This is a genomic window from Steroidobacter sp., assembly GCF_036406195.1.
In the GTDB taxonomy this organism is placed as follows: Bacteria; Pseudomonadota; Gammaproteobacteria; order Steroidobacterales; family Steroidobacteraceae; genus Steroidobacter.
On record NZ_DASWVW010000010.1, the window covers coordinates 157,768 to 175,862 of the forward strand.

General features: G+C 62.3%; 18 protein-coding genes. 7 read left to right on the forward strand and 11 right to left on the reverse strand.

Translation table 11 applies throughout. From position 1 onward, the window contains the following. Window positions 1-5: 5 nt before the first annotated feature. Entirely contained in the window at window positions 6-782 is a 777-nt protein-coding gene (locus VGE08_RS03510) for an SDR family oxidoreductase (RefSeq protein ID WP_331066468.1), read from the reverse strand. 594 nt (window positions 783-1,376) lie between these two features. Between VGE08_RS03510 and VGE08_RS03515 the strand changes: the two genes are divergently transcribed. The 3 genes from VGE08_RS03515 to VGE08_RS03525 all read left to right on the forward strand — a co-directional run bounded on the left by VGE08_RS03515 (window position 1,377) and on the right by VGE08_RS03525 (window position 2,880). Next, window positions 1,377-1,727 (forward strand): DUF559 domain-containing protein, encoded by a 351-nt coding sequence (locus VGE08_RS03515; RefSeq protein ID WP_331066469.1) that lies wholly within the window; start codon window positions 1,377-1,379, stop codon window positions 1,725-1,727. Window positions 1,728-1,798: 71 nt separating this feature from the next. After that, a complete protein-coding gene (locus tag VGE08_RS03520) occupies window positions 1,799-2,197 on the forward strand; it encodes an MbcA/ParS/Xre antitoxin family protein (protein ID WP_349258616.1) in 399 nt (132 codons plus the stop codon). After that, window positions 2,194-2,880, forward strand: a complete 687-nt coding sequence (locus VGE08_RS03525) for an RES family NAD+ phosphorylase (RefSeq protein ID WP_331066471.1) — start codon at window positions 2,194-2,196, stop codon at window positions 2,878-2,880. The genes VGE08_RS03520 and VGE08_RS03525 overlap by 4 nt, the downstream gene beginning before the upstream one ends. A 102-nt stretch (window positions 2,881-2,982) precedes the next feature. Here VGE08_RS03525 and VGE08_RS03530 read toward each other — a convergent pair whose 3' ends face one another. The 6 genes from VGE08_RS03530 to VGE08_RS03555 form a co-directional block, all read right to left on the reverse strand. Further along, entirely contained in the window at window positions 2,983-4,038 is a 1,056-nt protein-coding gene (locus VGE08_RS03530; RefSeq protein ID WP_331066472.1) for a 2-oxoacid:ferredoxin oxidoreductase subunit beta, read from the reverse strand. Continuing rightward, window positions 4,035-5,891, reverse strand: a complete 1,857-nt coding sequence (locus tag VGE08_RS03535; RefSeq protein WP_331066473.1) for a 2-oxoacid:acceptor oxidoreductase subunit alpha — start codon at window positions 5,889-5,891, stop codon at window positions 4,035-4,037. The genes VGE08_RS03530 and VGE08_RS03535 overlap by 4 nt, the downstream gene beginning before the upstream one ends. Continuing rightward, complete coding sequence (locus VGE08_RS03540; protein WP_331066474.1) at window positions 5,840-7,693, reverse strand: FAD-dependent oxidoreductase; 1,854 nt, start codon at window positions 7,691-7,693, stop codon at window positions 5,840-5,842. The genes VGE08_RS03535 and VGE08_RS03540 overlap by 52 nt, the downstream gene beginning before the upstream one ends. 85 nt (window positions 7,694-7,778) lie before the next feature. Then, window positions 7,779-9,059: a lipase family alpha/beta hydrolase gene (locus VGE08_RS03545; RefSeq protein ID WP_331066475.1), complete on the reverse strand. Its 1,281-nt coding sequence runs from the start codon at window positions 9,057-9,059 to the stop codon at window positions 7,779-7,781. Between the two features lie 15 nt (window positions 9,060-9,074). Continuing rightward, window positions 9,075-9,518, reverse strand: coding sequence for a copper chaperone PCu(A)C (locus VGE08_RS03550; RefSeq protein ID WP_331066476.1), 444 nt, complete (start codon window positions 9,516-9,518; stop codon window positions 9,075-9,077). A gap of 29 nt (window positions 9,519-9,547) precedes the next feature. Next, on the reverse strand, window positions 9,548-10,444 hold the full coding sequence (locus tag VGE08_RS03555) for a LysR substrate-binding domain-containing protein (protein WP_331066477.1): 897 nt from the start codon (window positions 10,442-10,444) through the stop codon (window positions 9,548-9,550). Between the two features lie 213 nt (window positions 10,445-10,657). Between VGE08_RS03555 and VGE08_RS03560 the strand changes: the two genes are divergently transcribed. The 4 genes from VGE08_RS03560 to VGE08_RS03575 all read left to right on the forward strand — a co-directional run bounded on the left by VGE08_RS03560 (window position 10,658) and on the right by VGE08_RS03575 (window position 13,744). Then, the gene (locus VGE08_RS03560; protein WP_331066478.1) at window positions 10,658-11,197 is read left to right on the forward strand and encodes a peroxiredoxin; all 540 of its coding nucleotides are present in this window, start codon (window positions 10,658-10,660) and stop codon (window positions 11,195-11,197) included. A 137-nt stretch (window positions 11,198-11,334) separates the two neighbouring features. Continuing rightward, window positions 11,335-11,871: a carboxymuconolactone decarboxylase family protein gene (locus VGE08_RS03565; RefSeq protein WP_331066479.1), complete on the forward strand. Its 537-nt coding sequence runs from the start codon at window positions 11,335-11,337 to the stop codon at window positions 11,869-11,871. A gap of 98 nt (window positions 11,872-11,969) precedes the next feature. After that, complete coding sequence (locus tag VGE08_RS03570) at window positions 11,970-12,431, forward strand: NUDIX domain-containing protein (RefSeq protein ID WP_331066480.1); 462 nt, start codon at window positions 11,970-11,972, stop codon at window positions 12,429-12,431. Further along, window positions 12,428-13,744, forward strand: coding sequence for an NAD(P)/FAD-dependent oxidoreductase (locus VGE08_RS03575; RefSeq protein WP_331066481.1), 1,317 nt, complete (start codon window positions 12,428-12,430; stop codon window positions 13,742-13,744). The genes VGE08_RS03570 and VGE08_RS03575 overlap by 4 nt, the downstream gene beginning before the upstream one ends. On the opposite strand, the gene VGE08_RS03580 is transcribed toward VGE08_RS03575, so the two are convergent. The 4 genes from VGE08_RS03580 to VGE08_RS03595 all read right to left on the reverse strand — a co-directional run bounded on the left by VGE08_RS03580 (window position 13,734) and on the right by VGE08_RS03595 (window position 17,941). Then, a complete protein-coding gene (locus VGE08_RS03580; protein WP_331066482.1) occupies window positions 13,734-14,216 on the reverse strand; it encodes a YajQ family cyclic di-GMP-binding protein in 483 nt (160 codons plus the stop codon). The genes VGE08_RS03575 and VGE08_RS03580 overlap by 11 nt on opposite strands. A 9-nt stretch (window positions 14,217-14,225) precedes the next feature. Continuing rightward, window positions 14,226-15,281 (reverse strand): Gfo/Idh/MocA family oxidoreductase, encoded by a 1,056-nt coding sequence (locus tag VGE08_RS03585; RefSeq protein ID WP_331066483.1) that lies wholly within the window; start codon window positions 15,279-15,281, stop codon window positions 14,226-14,228. Between the two features lie 25 nt (window positions 15,282-15,306). Next, a complete protein-coding gene (locus VGE08_RS03590) occupies window positions 15,307-16,461 on the reverse strand; it encodes a DUF3667 domain-containing protein (RefSeq protein WP_331066484.1) in 1,155 nt (384 codons plus the stop codon). A 202-nt stretch (window positions 16,462-16,663) separates the two neighbouring features. After that, complete coding sequence (locus VGE08_RS03595) at window positions 16,664-17,941, reverse strand: TlpA disulfide reductase family protein (protein ID WP_331066485.1); 1,278 nt, start codon at window positions 17,939-17,941, stop codon at window positions 16,664-16,666. Window positions 17,942-18,095: the final 154 nt, after the last annotated feature.

Here is an 18,095-nt window from a genome sequence, read left to right on the forward strand (position 1 = left end):
TCGGCTCAGCCGTCGCGGCCGATGAGGCCGCCGCCATCGATCACCAGGGTCTGGCCGGTCATGAACGAGCCGCTGGGTCCCGCCAGGAATACTGCCGCGCCGGCGATCTCGTCGGGCTCGCCGATACGGCGCAGCGGATAAGCCTTGACGGTGTGCTGGTAGACCTGCGGATCTTCCCATAGCGTTCTCGCAAAGTCGGTGCGGATCAGACCGGGCGCGATGCAATTGGCGCGAATGTTCTTCGGGCCCCATTCGGCACAGATATTCCGGGCCAGCGCCATGTCCGCCGCCTTCGACAAGCCATACACACCGAGCGTCGGGGCCCCCATCAAGCCGGCGACGGAAGAAATGATGATGACCGAGCCGCCGCCTCGTTGCGCCATCTGCGGCAGCACCATGTTGCACAACCAGAAGTTGCTGCGCACGTTGCTGTTCATCACCTTGTCGTATGCATCGTCCGGCATGTCGATGGACGGGCCGTAGTAGGGATTGACGGCGGCGTTACACACCAGCACGTCGATGCCGCCCCAACGTCCGATGGTGTCGTCGACCAGCCTTTGCAGATCTTCCTTGCGGCTGATGTTGCACGCGAGGGCGATCGCTTCGCCGCCCTTGTCCCTGATGGCCTTCACCACTTCCTCGCACGCGTCGAGCTTGCGGCTGGTGACGACGACCTTGGCGCCATGTTCGGCCATGCGTTCCGCAATGGCGCGGCCGATGCCGCGGCTCGAGCCGGTGATCACCGCGACTTTGCCGGTGAGATCGAACAGAGATGAAGTCATAACGCGTTTCCCAATGGGTCCTGTGGTCAGTGGCAGCGAATGATGCTCGTTGTCGGTGGACCGGCATCATAGCCGCATCCAAGCCACGTGATTACAGGGGCTGGTTGCGCGAGCTCGAAGCGCAGGCGTAGCTCGAGACTTGATCCGCATGTCGGAAAAGATGCGTGCGATTGTTCGCTTCTGTGCACTCTGTCGCTCAATGGCGGCAGGTTTGTGCCGATCCTTGGGACTGAGCCTGCGGAACTGCCTACGACAGCGGAACGTTCCTGAATCGAAGGTGATGTCGAGGTTGCTATGAGAACCACGCAGAGATGGGGCACACACATTCGCCGGTTGGGCGAATTGGTCAATGCCAGCTTGGATCCCACCCTGGTGTACGCGTTGCAGTGGGCGCACGATCCGCGCTGCATGCAGCAAGGTGGTAAACATCGTCGGGTCGGCGCGCCGATTGAACGTAATGCGGCGGTCTGCCGTCTGTGGCGTCGATAGCAGAGCCGGTTACCTGAAAATACGTGGCGCGAGAGGGGCTATTTCTGGGTAAATCCACTCTCAATTGATCTGATTTCCCCGGAGTGCGGCGCTACGCTGCGCTCCATGCTGACAGGAGTCTTCAAGGATCGAAGCGCGAAGGAGCGCGTCGCCAGCGAGCAAGCGCTCGCCGAGTTGCTTGCGGCCCGTGAGCTGCGTGGCTTTCCCCTGAGCCGCCAGTGCGAAATCGGCCCGTTCGTGGTCGAGTATCTGTTTCCCCGGCAATCATTGATCGTCGAGCTGGCACCCTCAGAAACGCTGGCCGAGGACTCGGCCGCCGCCCGGCGCCGGGCCGCCCGCCTCAAATTTTTCAACGACATGGGCTATGTCGTGATCTGCATCGCTGCCCGCGAGCTGGCGCGTCACCCGGGCCGAGCGCTGGCCCGTCTGCGGGCGGCATTGAGGAGTTGCACATGACCGAAGCATTGCTATGGCATTCAGTCCAGCATTGGAGTAATTTAAGCATTACTCCATTGGAGGACTTTGCCATGTTCCAGCCCCGCAGTCTCGAACACGCTGGCTTCGACCCCGACGAGTTGGGCTCCGCCGCCCTGACGGCATTCTTCAACATCACCTCGGCCTGGCAGTTGGGTGCCGAGGAGGAGCGGGTGCTATTGGGCTCGCCGCCCCGCTCGACCTTCTTCAAATGGAAGAGCGAGCGCAGCGCCCGCCTGTCCCCCGATACCCTGGAACGGATCAGCTACGTGATGGGTATCTACAAGGCGCTGCACATTCTGTTGCCCACTCAGGAAATGGCCGATGGCTGGGTGAAGAAGCCCAACCGCGCGCATGGCTTCGGCGGCAAATCGGCGCTCGAGAAGATGCTCGCCGGCCGGGTGGTCGACCTGGCCGATGTGCGCCGCTATCTGGACGCCCAGCGCGGATGACGGCCGCGCCACGCGCGGTCACGCTCCGCTGGCAAAAAAGCTACCGCATCGTCGCTTCCCGGCATCCGCCGGTGAATGTGTTCGAAAACATCCTGCCGGCCCGACAGATGGAACTGGGCTGGTTCATCGAAAGCCTCACCAACGACCGTCTGCGAGACGAAAGCGGCGAGGCCCCGGTCATGCCCGACGAGGATCGCGTTCGCGGCCCCGGTGCCAGCGTGGTGATGGCGGCATTCACTCATATTGGATTTCCAAGTCGGTTCAGCGATGGCAGCTATGGCGTCTATTACGCCGCGCACTCGCTGGAAACCGCCGTGCGCGAGACTGCCTATCACCGCGGCAAATTTCTCGCCGCCACCAGCGAACCCGCTTGCGAGATCGACATGCGCGCGTATGTCGGCCGGCCGGTGCAGCCGCTCATGGATATTCGCGGGCCCCGCTTCAATCATCTGCATGAACCAGACGACTACGGCACGTCCCAGGCGTATGCGAAGCCGCTACGAGAAGCAGGTCACTGGGGGCTGGTCTATCGAAGCGTGCGCCATGAAGGCGGCGAGTGCATCGCCGCGTTCAAGCCGCAGGCCGTCAGCATCCCGGTCGCTGCCGCGGCGCTGGCTTATGTGTGGGATGGCGAGCGGATCAGTAAGGTTTACGAGAAGTCGGAAGTGTTGTTCGAGTTGTAGCCGGGGACTTCTTGGGCTGTCCCCGCGCTCACTGAATCTTACGCCGGAAAGACTGACCCCCTCCCGTCTGGGAGGGGGGGTGGTGGGTTCCCCTGCGTCAGCTCAACGATAGCGCGCGAGGATTTTTTCCAGACCTTTGTTTCCGGGAGACAAGTGAGCGTACGGCAGCTGGTTCACCGGAGTCTCCGTTGTACCGTTCATGGCGTGAAAATCCGGACGACCGTCCTCGATGTAGATCAACCCGGTGACAAATTCGTTTTGCGCCAGCTTGTCGCGCAGGTAGTTGTAAGCCCGGCCGCGGTGAGTCGGGTCGTATGACGGGTCCAGCTTTCGTAGCATCACGCGAGTGCCATCGTGCAAGGTGACGGGCGTCGCGTCGCCCTGGGCGTATTGCGCGGTGATTTCGCTAGCGGGTGGAATGAGATCCGCATGCACGACTTCGTCGTAGTGATCGCGCACGAATTCGTAACTCTTGGTCGAGCCTTCGTGATCGTTGAATGTTACGCACGGTGACAGCACATCGATCAGCGCGAAGCCTCGATGTTTCAGCCCTGCGATGATCAGCGGCACCAGCTGTTCCTTGTCGCCAGAGAAGCTGCGCGCCACGAAGGTGCCACCGAGCGTCAGCGCGGCGAGCACCGGATCGATGGGCGGCTGCTGATTCTCCTCGCCCTTCTTGGCCTTGCTGCCGATGTCGGCCGAGGCCGAGAACTGCCCCTTGGTCAGGCCGTACACACCGTTGTTCTCGATGATGTAGAGCATGTTGAGATTGCGCCGCATGGCGTGCGCAAACTGCCCGAAGCCGATCGACAACGTGTCGCCGTCGCCCGAGACGCCGATGTAGTAGAGATCCTTGTTGGCCGCGATGGCGCCGGTGGCGATCGATGGCATGCGTCCGTGCACGGAGTTGAAGCCGTGGCCGCCGCTCACGAAATACGCCGTGGTCTTGGAGGAACAGCCGATGCCCGACAACTTCACCAGTTGCTCGGGCCGCATCGACATTTGCCAGCAGGCCTCCACGAGCGCAGCGGTAATGGAGTCGTGGCCGCAGCCGGCGCACAACGTCGACATGCCGCCTTCGTAGTCACGCCGCGTCAGTCCCAGCTCGTTCCTGGGCAGGCCGGGATGCGCCACCTTGGGCTTGGCGATGAAACTCATGATCTACCTCCCACGGCGAGGCGCTGTTCGGGCGCTGCCGCCAGCACAGCATCGGCGATCAGGCTCGACGCGATCGGCAGGCCGCTGTAGTGCAGGATGGAATGCAGCTTGGATTTCTCTACCGCCGTTTCCAATGTCAGCAGGCTGCGCAACTGCGCATCGCGGTTCTGCTCGACCACAAAGATGTGCGAATGCGACGCGAGGAATTCTTCGACTTCCTCTCCGAAAGGGAAGGCCCTCACGCGCATGTAGTCGATCTGAACGCCACGTCGACGCAGCAGATCCAACGCCTCGCGTACCGCGCCGTCACAGCTGCCCAATGAAACCAGGCCGAGGCCAGTGCCATTGCGCCCGTCGAACACGGCTTTCGGGACCAGTGTCTTGGCCGTGTCGAACTTGCGCTTCAGGCGGTCCAGCACGATCTGATATTCAGTCGAGTCTTCGGTGTAGCTGCCGTACTGATTGTGGCCGGAGCCACGAGTGAAATAGGCCCCCTTGGGATGCGTGCCCGGCAGTGTGCGATAGGGAATGCCGTTCCCATCCTTGTCGAAGTAGCGATGGAACTTGTCCAACTGCTCGATCTGCTCTCTGCTCAACACCTTGCCGCGATCCGGCTGGTAGGTGTCGTCCCATTTCAGGTCCGGGCACATCCAGTCGTTCATGCCGATATCCAGGTCCGACATGACGAACACCGGCGTCTGCAGCCGCTCCGCCAGATCGAAGGACTGGATCGCCATGTAGAAACACTCTTCGGGGCTGTTCGGGAACAGCAGCACGTGGCGTGTATCGCCGTGTGACGCATAGGCTGCCAGCAGCAGATCGCATTGCTGAGTCCGCGTCGGCATGCCGGTCGACGGGCCGACGCGTTGAATGTCGAAGATCACCGCCGGCACCTCGGCGTAGTAGGCGAGGCCGATGAACTCGTTCATCAACGAAATACCCGGCCCGCTGGTCGGCGTGAACGAGCGCGCTCCGTTCCAGGCCGCACCGATCACTGCCCCGATGGCGGCGAGCTCGTCTTCACATTGCACGATGACGTAGTTGCGCTTGCCGGTGGCCGGATCGACTCGCCACTTCTGACAAAAGCTCTTGAAGCCATCCATCAGGGAGGTCGACGGAGTGATGGGGTACCACGCGCCCACCGTTGCGCCCGCGTACAGACAACCCAGTGCTGCCGCCGTGTTGCCATCGATCATGATGTGATTCGCCGTCTTGTCCATGCGCGCCACGCGCAACGGCAGCGGACATTGAAAATGTTCCTTGGCGTAGTTGTAGCCCAGCTCCAATGCCTTGACGTTCGAATCCAGCAGCGCCTTCTTGTTGGCGTAGCTATCGCCGAGCAGCGAGCGCATGACGTCGATCTCTATGTCCAGCAGCGCGCCCAGCACGCCGGCATAGACGATGTTCTTCAGCAGGATGCGTGCGCGCACGCCCTGGAATGTTTCATTGCAGATGCGCGCCAATGGCACGCCGAGGATCGTGATGTCGTCGCGTTTCAGCAGCGCGGGCCGCGGCCATGTCGAGTCATAGAGCAGATAGCCGCCGGAGCTGACTTCCTTCACGTCCCTCGCATAGGTTTCGGCGTTCATCGCCACCATGAAATCGATGCGGCCGGAGCGTGCGACGTAGCCATCGCGCGAAACGCGTATCTCGTACCAGGTGGGCAGGCCCTGGATGTTGGACGGAAAGTAGTTCTTGCCCATCACCGGAATGCCCATCCGGAAGATCGACTTCATCAACAGCGAGTTGGCACTGGCCGAGCCGGTGCCATTGACGTTGGCGAGCTTGATGACGAAGTCGTTCAGGCGCTCGGGCACAGAGCCGCCGGCTGGAGTGGTTGAGGCGTACTGCATGGAGGGGTCTCGTCGCTCGCATAAGGAATGCGGATTTTGGATTTCTGCATATCCCACGCCGCTGTCGGGCAGCGTTCGGCGCACAGTCCGCAATGTACGCAGACATCTTCATCTTTGACCATGACACGCGCCGTATGTTGCAGCGGAGCCGAAACAAACAGCGGCTGAGTGACACGCAGGGAAGGCGCTTTCAGGCGCTGGCGCAGCTCGGTCTCGGTGCCGTTCACAGTCATGGTCAGGCAGTCGACCGGGCAGATATCGATGCACGCATCGCATTCGATACAAAGCCTGGCGTCGAACACCGTCTGCACGTCGCAATTCAGGCAGCGTTGCACCTCGGCGGCGGCCTGCTCGGCGGTGAAGCCCAGCTCGACTTCGATATCGATCTTCTTGAAGCGCTCCTTCAAATCCACGTGCGGCATCAGGCGCCGCTCCAACGGGTTGTAGTCGTTCTTGTAGGCCCATTCGTGCAGGCCCATCTTGCGGCTGGACAGATTCAGTCTACGCGGCGGCCGCTGCGTCACATCCTGACCCTGACAATATCTGTGCAGCGAAATTGCCGCCTGGTGCCCGTGCTCCACCGCCCAGATGATGTTCTTGGGGCCGAACGCGGCGTCGCCGCCGAAAAACACGTTGGGCCGGGTGGACTGGAAGGTGATCGGGTCGACCTTCGGCACGTGCCACTGGTCGAACTCGATGCCCAAGTCGTTTTCGATCCAGGGAAACGCATTCTCCTGGCCAATGGCCAGGATCACGTCGTCGCAGGGGAAGGTTTTTTCTCCGGCGACACGCTCGCCGACGATGCGCCCCCTGGCGTCCAGGTCGTATTCCATCACGTCGAAGCGCATGCCGGTGAGCTTGCCGTGCTCGATCACAAATGCCTTCGGCGCGTGATTGACGACGATCTCGACATTCTCGGCTTCGGCATCTTCCAGTTCCCATTCGGACGCCTTGAAGAAGCCGCGCGGCTTGCGAGCCATGACCTTCACATCCTCGGCGCCGAGGCGCAGCGAGGTGCGGCAACAATCCATCGCGGTGTTGCCCACGCCGATGATCAGCACGCGGCGGCCGATGGTCTCGATGTGGTTGAACGCTACCGACTCGAGCCAGTCGATACCGATATGAATGTGCGGCGCTGCTGCCGGCTCCTTGCGGCCGGGCAGGTTGAGGTCTTTGCCCTTGGGTGCGCCGCTGCCCACGAAGACCGCGTCGAACTCACCGGTGGCGAGCAGCTGTTTCAAGCTCGTCACCGGTGAGTCCAGGCGCAGGTCCACCCCCAAATCGATGATGTAGCCGATCTCCTCGGCCAGCACGCGCTCCGGCAGACGGAACGACGGAATATTGGTGCGCATGAGGCCGCCGGGCGTGCGCCATTTTTCGAATATCGTGACTTCGTAGCCCAGCGGCATGAGATCGTTGGCGACGGTGAGCGACGCCGGTCCGGCACCGATGCAGGCGATGCGTTTGCCGTTCTTGCGGGCCGGCGCCTTGGGCAGCAGCTCGCGCACGTCATCGCGATGATCGGCGGCGACGCGCTTCAAGCGGCAGATGGCGACCGGCTGGTTGTCGGGCGGGGCTTCGACCCGGCCGCGGCGACAGGCCGGCTCGCAAGGACGATCGCACACCCGCCCGAGAATGCCCGGGAACACATTGGACTCGCGATTGACGAGGTACGCGGCCGTGAACTGGCCCTGCGCGATCAAGCGAATGTATTCGGGAACGTCAGTGTGGGCCGGGCAGGCCCATTGGCAATCGACGACGCGATGATAATAGTCAGGATTTCCAGTATCGGTTGGTTGCACCGCTACTTAGCCCTCTATCACGACGAATGCCACGTCGAGACTCGTTCGACGCGGGGTTGTTTCGATCGGTCCGGTAAGGGTACACCTAAGAAGTGTGCGGCACCACCGCAGCGGGGTTCATGAACTCCGCGGTAATGATCGGTTCCAGGATGCGACGGCGGCTGTCCAACGACAGTCGATCCCAATGCACTTTGTGTGTGACGAACGCCCGCAGCTCGGCATCGGTGACCGTGCGCACGACGTCCGTGGCTGGCTTGGGACGTGTTCTCGACAGGCGAGACGTCCGTCCTTCTTTCAGGATCGCGCTGACCGCCGCCACGACCTCATTGTTATTGGTGAGCCCGCCATGAGTCTCCTGAACGAACCAGGTTTCGGCATCGTCCCAGACAGCGCGTGACAACGGCACGGTGCCATCGCCATCGCGCCGGATCGAATACTCGAACCCGTCGTCGTCGCATACGCGCACCGACGTTATGGTCTGCTGATGCGTGCCGACGATGACAGCGCAGCGTTCATCTGGCGGCGGCATCCGGCTGCGGACTCTGTATGCACGGGCCAGCATCTTCGCATCCGGTGCCAGATCGTCCTGGGGCCACTGCGCCGGATCGAACAGATTCGGTTCATCGGGCGACAGCACCGACGGCAGCATTTGATACAAGCCCGGCAGCGTCAGGAAAACCGCGCGCGCCAGTTGCTCAGCGCTGCTGTGATGATCGAGCGCCGCAATCTTGCGAACGGTTGGATATACGGCGCGCAGCGCCTGCACCGGTGCGAACGATCCATGATTGGGCGCGCCCAGCTGAACCAGCCGGTCAATGCGGCGTTCGCGATCGTGCGCCAGCGCAATCCTGGCAACCAGGCCGCCCATGCTATGCGCGACGATGTGTACCTTGCGGGCGCCGGATTTTGCGATTGAACGCGACAGTGCGCGCGCCGAAGTCTCCAGATCGGCGCGCCAGTCGAACGGATGAAACACCGGGCGGAAACCTGCGATCTCCAACGACAGTCTGAGCTTCAGATAACCTGGCAGCATCACGCCCAACGCCCGCAGCGCCTTGCCTGCCGGCAGTGCAAGTTGCGATAGCCCGCCATGGGCAATGGCCATCGGGTGCAGCCATAGCAGCGATGGGCTGCGTCGCCGCAACGAGCCGAGCCGCGATCCCATGATTCCGGGCAGCACGAACACGACTTCGCCCTTGTCGTTGCTGCGGGTCGCGGCGATCTTCGCCAGTTGCGCCAGCTCGCGATATTCAACGTCGCCGAAGTAGGCGCTCAACAGTGCGGCATGCGCTCCGGACCGCAGCAGCGCGATGATCTGGTCTTCATGCAGATCTGCGGGGCTGGGGTGGGCGGGCGCGTTTGACATCGATGTTAAACGCCCCTAACGACTGCCGGGTTCAATGACCTTGACTTGTACGGTTACCGCCCGCGCATGCTGGAATCGTAGGGTCATGGGAAAGCGCAAGCCGGCCGGCAGCGGTTGGCGCAGGCCGATCAACATGAAATGCGCCCCGCCCGGCGCGAATGTGAATGGCTTGCCCGCGGCCAGTGGCACCTCCGGCAGCGGGCGCATTTGCATCATGCCGTTCTCTTCGCTGCTGGTATGCATTTCGATGTGGTCCGCCACGGTGGTGGTCGCCGAAAGCAGCGTATCCGCTTCCCGGGCCGTGATCTGCATGTAAACGGCTGCAACCGTCGCGCCTGCCGGAGTGGCGTTGGCCCAAGCGTCCTCGACAGCGATGGGTGCGCGCGCGCCCCGGCCGCATGCGGAAGCGACGAGCGCAAATAGCAATGTGACGATGAGAGTACGTCGCGCTTCGATCATGTATCCACCAACTTATTCACGCTTGCCACTCACGCCTTCTCGCTCATGGTCGTCTTGATGACATCGCACATCGCGTCGATCGCTTGCGTGCGCGAGCTGCTCTTGCGCCAGACCGCACCCACGGTGCGGGTCGGAACCGGCCGGGCGAATTCCTTGACCGCGAGACCCTGGCCGGAGCCGAACGGACCGCGCGTTGCCAGATCCGGCAGCAGCGTGATGCCGAGACCGGCGGCCACCATCTGCCGCAAGGTTTCCAGGCTGGTGGCGCGATAATCCTCGTTCTCCTTGACATCGACACGGCTGCAGACGTCGAGCGCCTGGTCGCGCAGGCAGTGGCCGTCCTCCAGCAGCAGCAAGGTCTCGCCCTCGAGATCGTCCAGCTTGATGCTGGACTTCTTCGCCAACGGATGGTTGTTGGGCGCGGCGACCTTGAAATCTTCGTGATACAGCTCGCGCGCCTCCAGGCCATCCATCGGCACGGGCAGCGCCAGGATTGCAACCTCGATGTCGCCCTCGCGTAGTTTTTCCAGCAACTGCTGGGTTTGGTACTCGTACAACATCAGTTTCAATTGCGGCAACTGCTTGCGCAGGCGGCGCGCCACCAGCGGCAGCAGATACGGGCCGATGGTCGGGATCAGTCCGAGCTTGAGTCTGCCGGATAAGGGGTCATGTTCGTTGCGGGCCAGCGAGATGATCTCGTCGCTCTCCTGCAGGATGCGGCGGGCCAGCGGCAGGATCTTGGCGCCGGTCTCCGTCAGCGTAACGCGGCGCGGCTGTCGCTCGATCAATTGCACGCCGAGGTAGTTTTCCAGCTTCTTCAGCTGGGCCGACAGCGTCGGCTGACTGACGAAGCAGCGCTCGGCGGCTTTGCCGAAGTGCTTGGTGTCGGCCAGGGCCACGAAGTAACGCAGATCGCGCAGGTTCATGCGTGAGTCACCCGGAATGAGCCTGGAAGGGATGATTCTGCCTCATAGGCGTAGTCTATCAAAATTGCTCGAACAATCGATTGGTGATCCCAGGCCCGGCCCGCATAATTGCATCCGTCGCCCAGGTACTGACGTTCGCAGCGGTCCCGGGCACGTCTTCTCTACCGCGCCCAGCCACAAGCCAGCGCCAATTCAGTTGATGGAGGATTCTACATGTTAGGTATCGGACAAAAATTCCCGCAGTTCTCGCTGACCGGCGTGGTGTCGAACGATCTGAACAATGCGTTCCAGCCGTTCAATTCGGACAGCGCCCCCGGCAAGTGGAAGGTCGTGTTCTTCTGGCCGAAGGACTTCACGTTCGTCTGCCCGACCGAGATCGCCGCGTTCGGCAAGTTGAACAAGGAGTTCAACGACCGCGATGCTGTCGTGTACGGCGTCAGCACCGATTCGGAGTTCGTGCACCTTGCCTGGCGCAAGGACAAGGAAGAGCTGCGCGACCTGCCGTTCCCGATGCTCTCGGACATCAAGCGCGAGCTGACCACTGCGCTCGGTGTGCTCGATGAGGAAGCCGGTGTGGCCCAGCGTGCCACGTACATCGTCGATCCGCAGGGCGTGATCCGCTTCGTATACGTCACCGACTTGAACGTCGGCCGTAGCCCGCAGGAAGTGCTGCGCGTGCTCGATGCGCTGCAGACCGACGAGCTGTGCCCCTGCAACTGGAAGAAGGGCGACGACACGCTGAAGGCTGCCTGAGCCTTCGCGCGCCAAGCACTTTATTCCTCGATTGATGTGATTCGTTGATTGATGTGGACGCCGGCGCGGAGTTGTCCGCGCCGGTGTCGCACAGCCCGAAGCTCTCGGGTTCGATTCCAACTTGTGGAGGTTCGGCAATGTCTCTCGAAACGATCCGTGATCAGCTGCCGGATTACGCGCGCGATCTGAAGCTCAATATTGGCAGCGTGCTGACGCCCCAGGGCGCGCCTGGCTTGAGCGAAAAGCAGATCGCCGCCGTGGCGCTGTCCACCGCGATCGCTGCCCGCAACCCGCAGTTTACTCAGGCCATCGAGGCTTGGGCCAAGGCGTACCTGGATGATGCCTATGTCAACGGCGCACGCGCCGCGGCTGCCATCATGGGTATGAACAACATCTATTACCGCTTTCTGCACCTGGTGGAAGACGGCGAGTATTCGACCATGCCGGCCCGGCTGCGCATGAACATCATCGGCAACCCGGGCATCGACAAGCTCGATTTCGAGTTGCTGTCGCTGGCAGTGTCGGCCGTCAATGGCTGCGGCATGTGCATCACCTCGCACGAGAAGAAGCTGCGCGAGGGTGGGATCAGCCGCGAGCAGATTCAGAGCGCGGTGCGGATCGCGTCGGTCATTCACGCGGTCGCCGGCGTGCTGGAGTATCAAGCCGCGGCTTGAATATCACGTCGATCGCTCGGTAACCGGGCTGCAGCGGACCCGTCCGCTGCGGCTCGACTCCGGAGATTTAGTCCGGCCGCGCAGCTATACTCCCTTCCATGCCCCCTCGCCCCACGAGATTGTCCGCCGGCGTGGTCGTGATTCGTGAAACTCACGAGGGTTGGCTTTACCTCCTGCTGCGGGCCTACAACCATTGGGATTTTCCCAAGGGCATGGTCGAGCCCGGCGAGGAGCCGCTGGCGGCGGCGATTCGCGAGGTGCGCGAAGAGACCCTGATCGAGGACCTCGAGTTCGCCTGGGGCGAGGTGTACACCCAGACCAATCCTTACAGCCGCGGCAAGGTCGCCCGTTACTACCTGGCCAAGACGCGCACCGCTGAAGTGACGTTGCCGGTGATCGAGGCGCTCGGTCGCGCCGAGCACAATGAGTATCGCTGGGTGAATCGAGCCGAAGCGCTGCGGCTGGTCTCTCCTCGAGTGGCCCCCGTTGTCGAATGGGCGGCCAGCTACATCGAGCCGCGGCAGAGCGCATTGGACGTTGGCGAGGCTTCGGCACAATGACCGCGAAGCAGGTCGTGATCGTGGGTGCCGGATTTGCCGGCCTGAATGCCGCGAAACGCCTGGGGAACATCGACGGCATCGCGGTGACGGTACTGGATCGCGAAAATCATCACCTGTTCCAGCCATTGTTGTATCAAGTCGCGATGGCCGCCCTCAGTCCGGCCGACATCGCCGTGCCCATCCGCAGTCTGCTGGCTCGTTATCGCAACATTCGCGTTCTGAAAGCGACTGCGGAAAGGGTCGATACCGCGAACCGAAAAGTCATCACCGACATCGGCGAGATCGGCTACGACTACCTGCTGCTCGGCTGCGGCGCTCAGCATGCGTACTTCGGCCACGAGGAGTGGGAAACGAACGCGCCCGGGCTCAAGACGCTGCCGCAAGCCACCGAAATCCGCCGTCGTGTGCTGGAGGCGTTCGAGACCGCCGAGCGCGAGTCGAATCCCGAAGAGCGGCGGCGTCAGCTCACATTCATTGTCATCGGCGGCGGCCCGACGGGCGTCGAGCTCGCGGGTGCCATCGGCGAGATGAGTCGTTACACGCTCGCTCGCGATTTTCGCAGCATCGATCCACGCCAGACCCGAGTAATCCTGGTCGAAGCCGGACCCCGAATTCTCACCAGCTTCGACGACCGGCTCGCGGCGCGAGCCATGCGCGATCTGGAATCGTTGGGCGTGCAGGTCTGGACGGGAGCGCGCGTCACTGATGTAACCGATGTTGGCGTTGTTGTCGGTAACGAAAAGATCGCTGCAGCCACTGTGCTGTGGGCAGCTGGCGTGCGTGCTGCGGACATTGGCCGATCGCTAGGGGTTCCGATTGACCAAGCCGGGCGCGTGATCACCGGGCCGGATCTCACCATCGAAGGTCATCCCGAAGTGTTCGTGCTGGGTGACATGTCGAGTCGCGAAGGCGCGAATGGCAAACCGTTGCCCGGCGTGGCGCTGGTCGCCATGCAACAAGGCATCTACGCCGCCGACATCATCAAGAAAGAAATTCGCAATCGTGCGCCGGCTCCGCGCCCGCCGTTCAAGTATGTGGACCTGGGACAGATGGCGACCATCGGCCGCAGCCGCGCGATCAGCGAGTTTCGCGGCTTGAAGCTGACAGGCGTGGCGGCGTGGTGGTTCTGGCTGCTGGTGCACGTCTACCGGCTGAGCGGCTTTCGCAACCGATTGTCGGTGCTCGTGCACTGGGCCTGGTCGTACATGACATTCGGCCGCGGAGCACGTCTCATCGTCGGCAAGGACTGGCACTCGTATCCAGAGGTTTCGGCAGCCGCGGCTGCCGAGCCGAAGCGGTCGATCAATCCCTGAAGTTCGTGAACTGCAGCGGCATGTCGAACTTGGCGTTGCGCACCAGGCGAATCGCTTCCTGCAGGTCGTCGCGGCTCTTGCCGCTGACGCGCACCTGCTTGTCCTGAATCGCGGCCTGCACTTTCAGCTTCGAATCCTTGATCAGCCGCTGCAGCTTCTTGCCCAGCTCGCTGTCGATGCCTTCGCGCAGCGTCACGACCTGCCGTGCCGTCTGCCCGAGCACCACTGGCGGGTCGACCTTGGTGCAGGCAACGTCGATGCCGCGCTTGGACAGCTTGAGCATCAAGATGTCGAGCATCTGCTTGAGCTGGAATTCCGCCTTGGCCGTCAGTGTAATGACCAGGTCTTTCAGCTCGAACTTCGCATCGGTGCCTTTGAAGTCGAAGCGCGTACCAACCTCGCGATTGGCCTGGTCGACGGCGTTGCTCACTTCGTGGGCATTGAGCTCGGAAACGATATCGAACGACGGCATGGGAATCTTTCAGCGGCTGACGGGAGGCGCGGCGGGCTGCAAGTCGATCCGGCAACCCATGGCGCTGCTGGTGAGCGCGGCCTCGACGATGCGGATTGTGTCATAGGCTTGCGAGGCTGGCACCGGCACCGGCCCGTCCTCCTCGATCGCCCGACGCATGATTTCGTAAAACGTTACCCAGCGGCCGGTCTCGGGCGTCACCCCCTCGCGCTGGCCGCTTTCGCCATGCACCAGCGTGCCCCATTGTTCGGGCGGCTCGGTGCCGAAGAGCGCGTCGTTCGGCTCCATGCCGCCGCGCAGCTGCGGTTCCTGCTGGTCGAGTCCTGGCTTGAGGAACGATGCGCGCGAGCCGTTGACGCGATAGCGATAGCCGCCGTCAGCTGTCAGATAATTCACGCCGATCGATATTCGCAACGGACCCTTGCCGCACAGGATCTCGAAGCCGTCGGTAGTGGAGCCGTTCTCGCGCTGCGTGTACACGTTGGCGAACAACCAGTCGGGCGTGCCGAACAGCATCAGTGCCTGATCGATCAGGTGGGTGCCGAGATCATACAGAACGCCGTGATTGGCCGCGTCGCGATCGCGCCAGAAATCGGTGACTCGCGGCCGGAAGCGGTCCCAACGCGCATGGTAGGAATAAATCGCTCCGAGCCGGTCCTGCTCGATGAGCTTCTTGAGGGTCAGGAAATCGCTGTCCCAACGCCGGTTCTGAAATACGGTGAACTTGCGTTTGTGCTGCGTGGCCAGCTGCTCCAGATCGCTGACCTCGGCGGCAGTCGCAGCGACGGGCTTCTCGACCACCACGTGCTTGCCGGCACGCAGCGCCGCGGCAGCCTGTGGTGCATGCAGGGTGTTCGGCGATGAAATGACTACCAGATCGATGTCATTCCGCGCCATCAGTTCCTCGGCTGAGCCGAGCACATCGACTTTGTCGAGATATTCCCGCGCCGGCTCGGGCCGACTCGTTACCACCGCGGCGATGGGAATCCCCGCCGCTCGCAGCAGCGGCGCGTGGAAGTATCGGCCTGCCACCCCGAAGCCGATGATGCCTGCTCGTAAAGTCATGCGCCGAGTATAGCGCCGGCCTCACTCAGCCGGACACGCCGAGTGCGAGCAGCAGGGTCGAGAACAGGATCAGCACGAACAGGATCATGATGAGCAGCATGAACAGCCTGATCCACGTTCCGAAACGGGACAGACCGTAGGCCGCGCGCAGTTGTTTGTACAGGTGTATCGGTGGGATGACCACCAGCGCGATGCCCCAGAGGGCGCCGCTGACACCCAGCGATGCGGCCACTGAGAGCATCACCACGAACAGCATCATGAAGCTGATCGAATAGGTGATGAAGATGGCGTGGTCGTACAGATGAATGTCACGGCGCCAGAAGAACAACAGCCACAGGAATGGCACGCTCAGCGGCACCAGCGCCCAGGAATACTTGTAACCGGCGGTCTTGAGCTTGTACGCCAGCAGCGCTGGATTCGTGGAGGCCTGCTTGATGGCGGACTCGAAGCGATTTGCGGTGTCTTGCGCAGCGGTGTCGGAGGCGGCGGTCGCAGCTCGCTCCCTGGCACGCCGTTCCTGGGTCTCGAAGAACTCCGCAATCCTGTTCATGTCGCCGCTGATCATGGTCTCCATGGCTTCGCGCGTTGCTATCAGTCCGGCGAGAACTTCCTGTTCCCGCTCGCGTGCGGCACCGGTCAGGTCAGGCTCGGCGAGCCGTTCCTGTTGCGCTTCGATCTTGTCGTTCAGCTCCTCGATGTCGTCGGCGATGTTCTCCTTCCACTCCTGCCGGATGCCGAGCACGTCGGCGCCCTCCGGCAAGGACAGCGAAGAGCCGCCAGTGAAGGAGAACACCGCGAACATCAGGAATACGGCGAACAGGTACAGCGCCATGGGCGAGACGAACCTGGCGCGCTCGCCGTCGATGTAACGGCGTGTCAGGCGGCCTGGCCGGAAAAACAGTTCTGGCAGAGTGCGCCAGACCTTGCCTTCGAAATGAAATACGCCATGCAGGATGTCATGGCCTAGTGACAACAGGCTGCGATGCAGGTGCGAGGACTGTCCGCAATTCGAGCAGTAAGCGCCAGTCAGGACTGCGCCGCAGTTCCGGCAATTGCCGTGACTGTGCTGTTCGAGTGCTTCGCCCGCGGCCGGCTCGACGGCGCGTGCCACGACGCCGCCGGTGATGACATCCGCAGCGGTTTCCCCATGGTTCTCCATGGACGCGAAAGTATCATTCATCCGACCCGAATCGCACCCGGCCGTCGATCAGCGCGCTCAATTCTTGGCCTGCTTGATCTGTTCTGGTGCACAGCCGGTGAGGTCGGTATCCGGGACCACCAATCGGCGACCACCAATCGGCAAGAAAGCCCGGCGCGATGCGCTCGAGCCAGGTCGTCCTGGAAGCCGGCGTAGGCGTTGGCCGTTGTATACGCGGGAAACGTCAGCCTGACGTAGCGCTGGCGGAACCGGACTCGGCCAGCAGTTGATCTATGAGGGCGCGGAATTCCGCCACGTACTCCTCATAGTGCCGGCCGGTCGCCGGGCCCGAGAAGCCGACGTGAATGTCGCGCACCGTCCCCGATCGATCCACGATGATGGTGGTCGGATAACCGTAGATTCCAGTGAGCGTCGGCAGTGCCTTGCTGGCTTCCTCGGTTTCGGAGACGCCGGCGATCAGTGTGGTGAACTGGATGCCCAGGTCTTTGCGATAGCCACGTACCGCCTGCGCGGCGCGCTCGAATTCGCCATGGCGCTCGAACATGAGCGCGATGATCTCCACACCCTTGCGCCGATATTCTTCGTAGAAGGGCACCAGGAAAGCGGCCTCGTCGTGACAGTTCGGACACCAGCTGCCGCCGAGCGTGACCACGACGACTTTGTCTCGAAACTTCGCATCGCTCAGCGACACCTCGTTACCGTCGACATCGCGGAAGGTGAAGTCGAACTTGGACGTTGCATCGGTCAGCTCGGTGGTCGGCTCGTTACCTTCGAGCGTGGCGTTCTCGTTGCGTCGTGCCTTCACCGTGGAGTGCGAGGCCAGCCCCTGCCAGACATCGCCTTCCAGCTCGCCATCCGGGTTCACGTTCAGTTTGTATAGATATGCCAATCCGCCGGCGAACGTGGACAGCCGCGCCTCGTCGCCATGCACCTGGCCTTCCAGAAAGCGATGATCGCCGGTCGGCGTCAGTACGGTGCCGGTGACGCGGTCATGCTGCTGTTCGAAGATCGCGACCGCGGCGGTGTTCTCGCCGTCGCTGGTCAATGTCATCTCCCAGCGGCCGGCGAGATCGGCGTTGTCGGTGAGCGAGTCCTTATAGAAGCGATACTGCTCGCCCTGCCGCGCCTGGAAGGGAATGACCTGCTCCTTACCCTGCGCCTTGATGAGCGTCACGTTGCCTTCCAAGCGGTCGCGATACATCCTGGCTCGCAGCGTGTTCTCGTAGCCAGGAAACACTGCGGTCAGCTCGCCGTCTGCGACGGTCACGTTGTCGACGCGCGTACGTTCGGCGGCATTCACTAAGTACAAGACGAAGCGATTGTTTTCTTGTGCGATCTCCAGACCGAAAGGCGCCTCGCCGCCCGGCAATTCCAGGGCGGCGCGATAGGCTCCCGTTTGTGGTTCATCCACGGGCCGGCCGCAGCCGCCGAGCAGCAGCAAGCAGACCGCAAGCACATGCAAACGCCGGGAACGCGCCATTTTCCAAGCCGCTGAATCCATGAATCCTCCGCTTCGGTGGCAGCAGTGTCGGGCGTTCGCCTGCGGACTGCAACCGCAACAGTTTGTGACCGCGGCGGACTTGACACCTCGATAAAGCCGCGTCCGCAGGGGGAACCGCGTTGATGAATGGCGCGTTTTCGGACCACTGAATCGA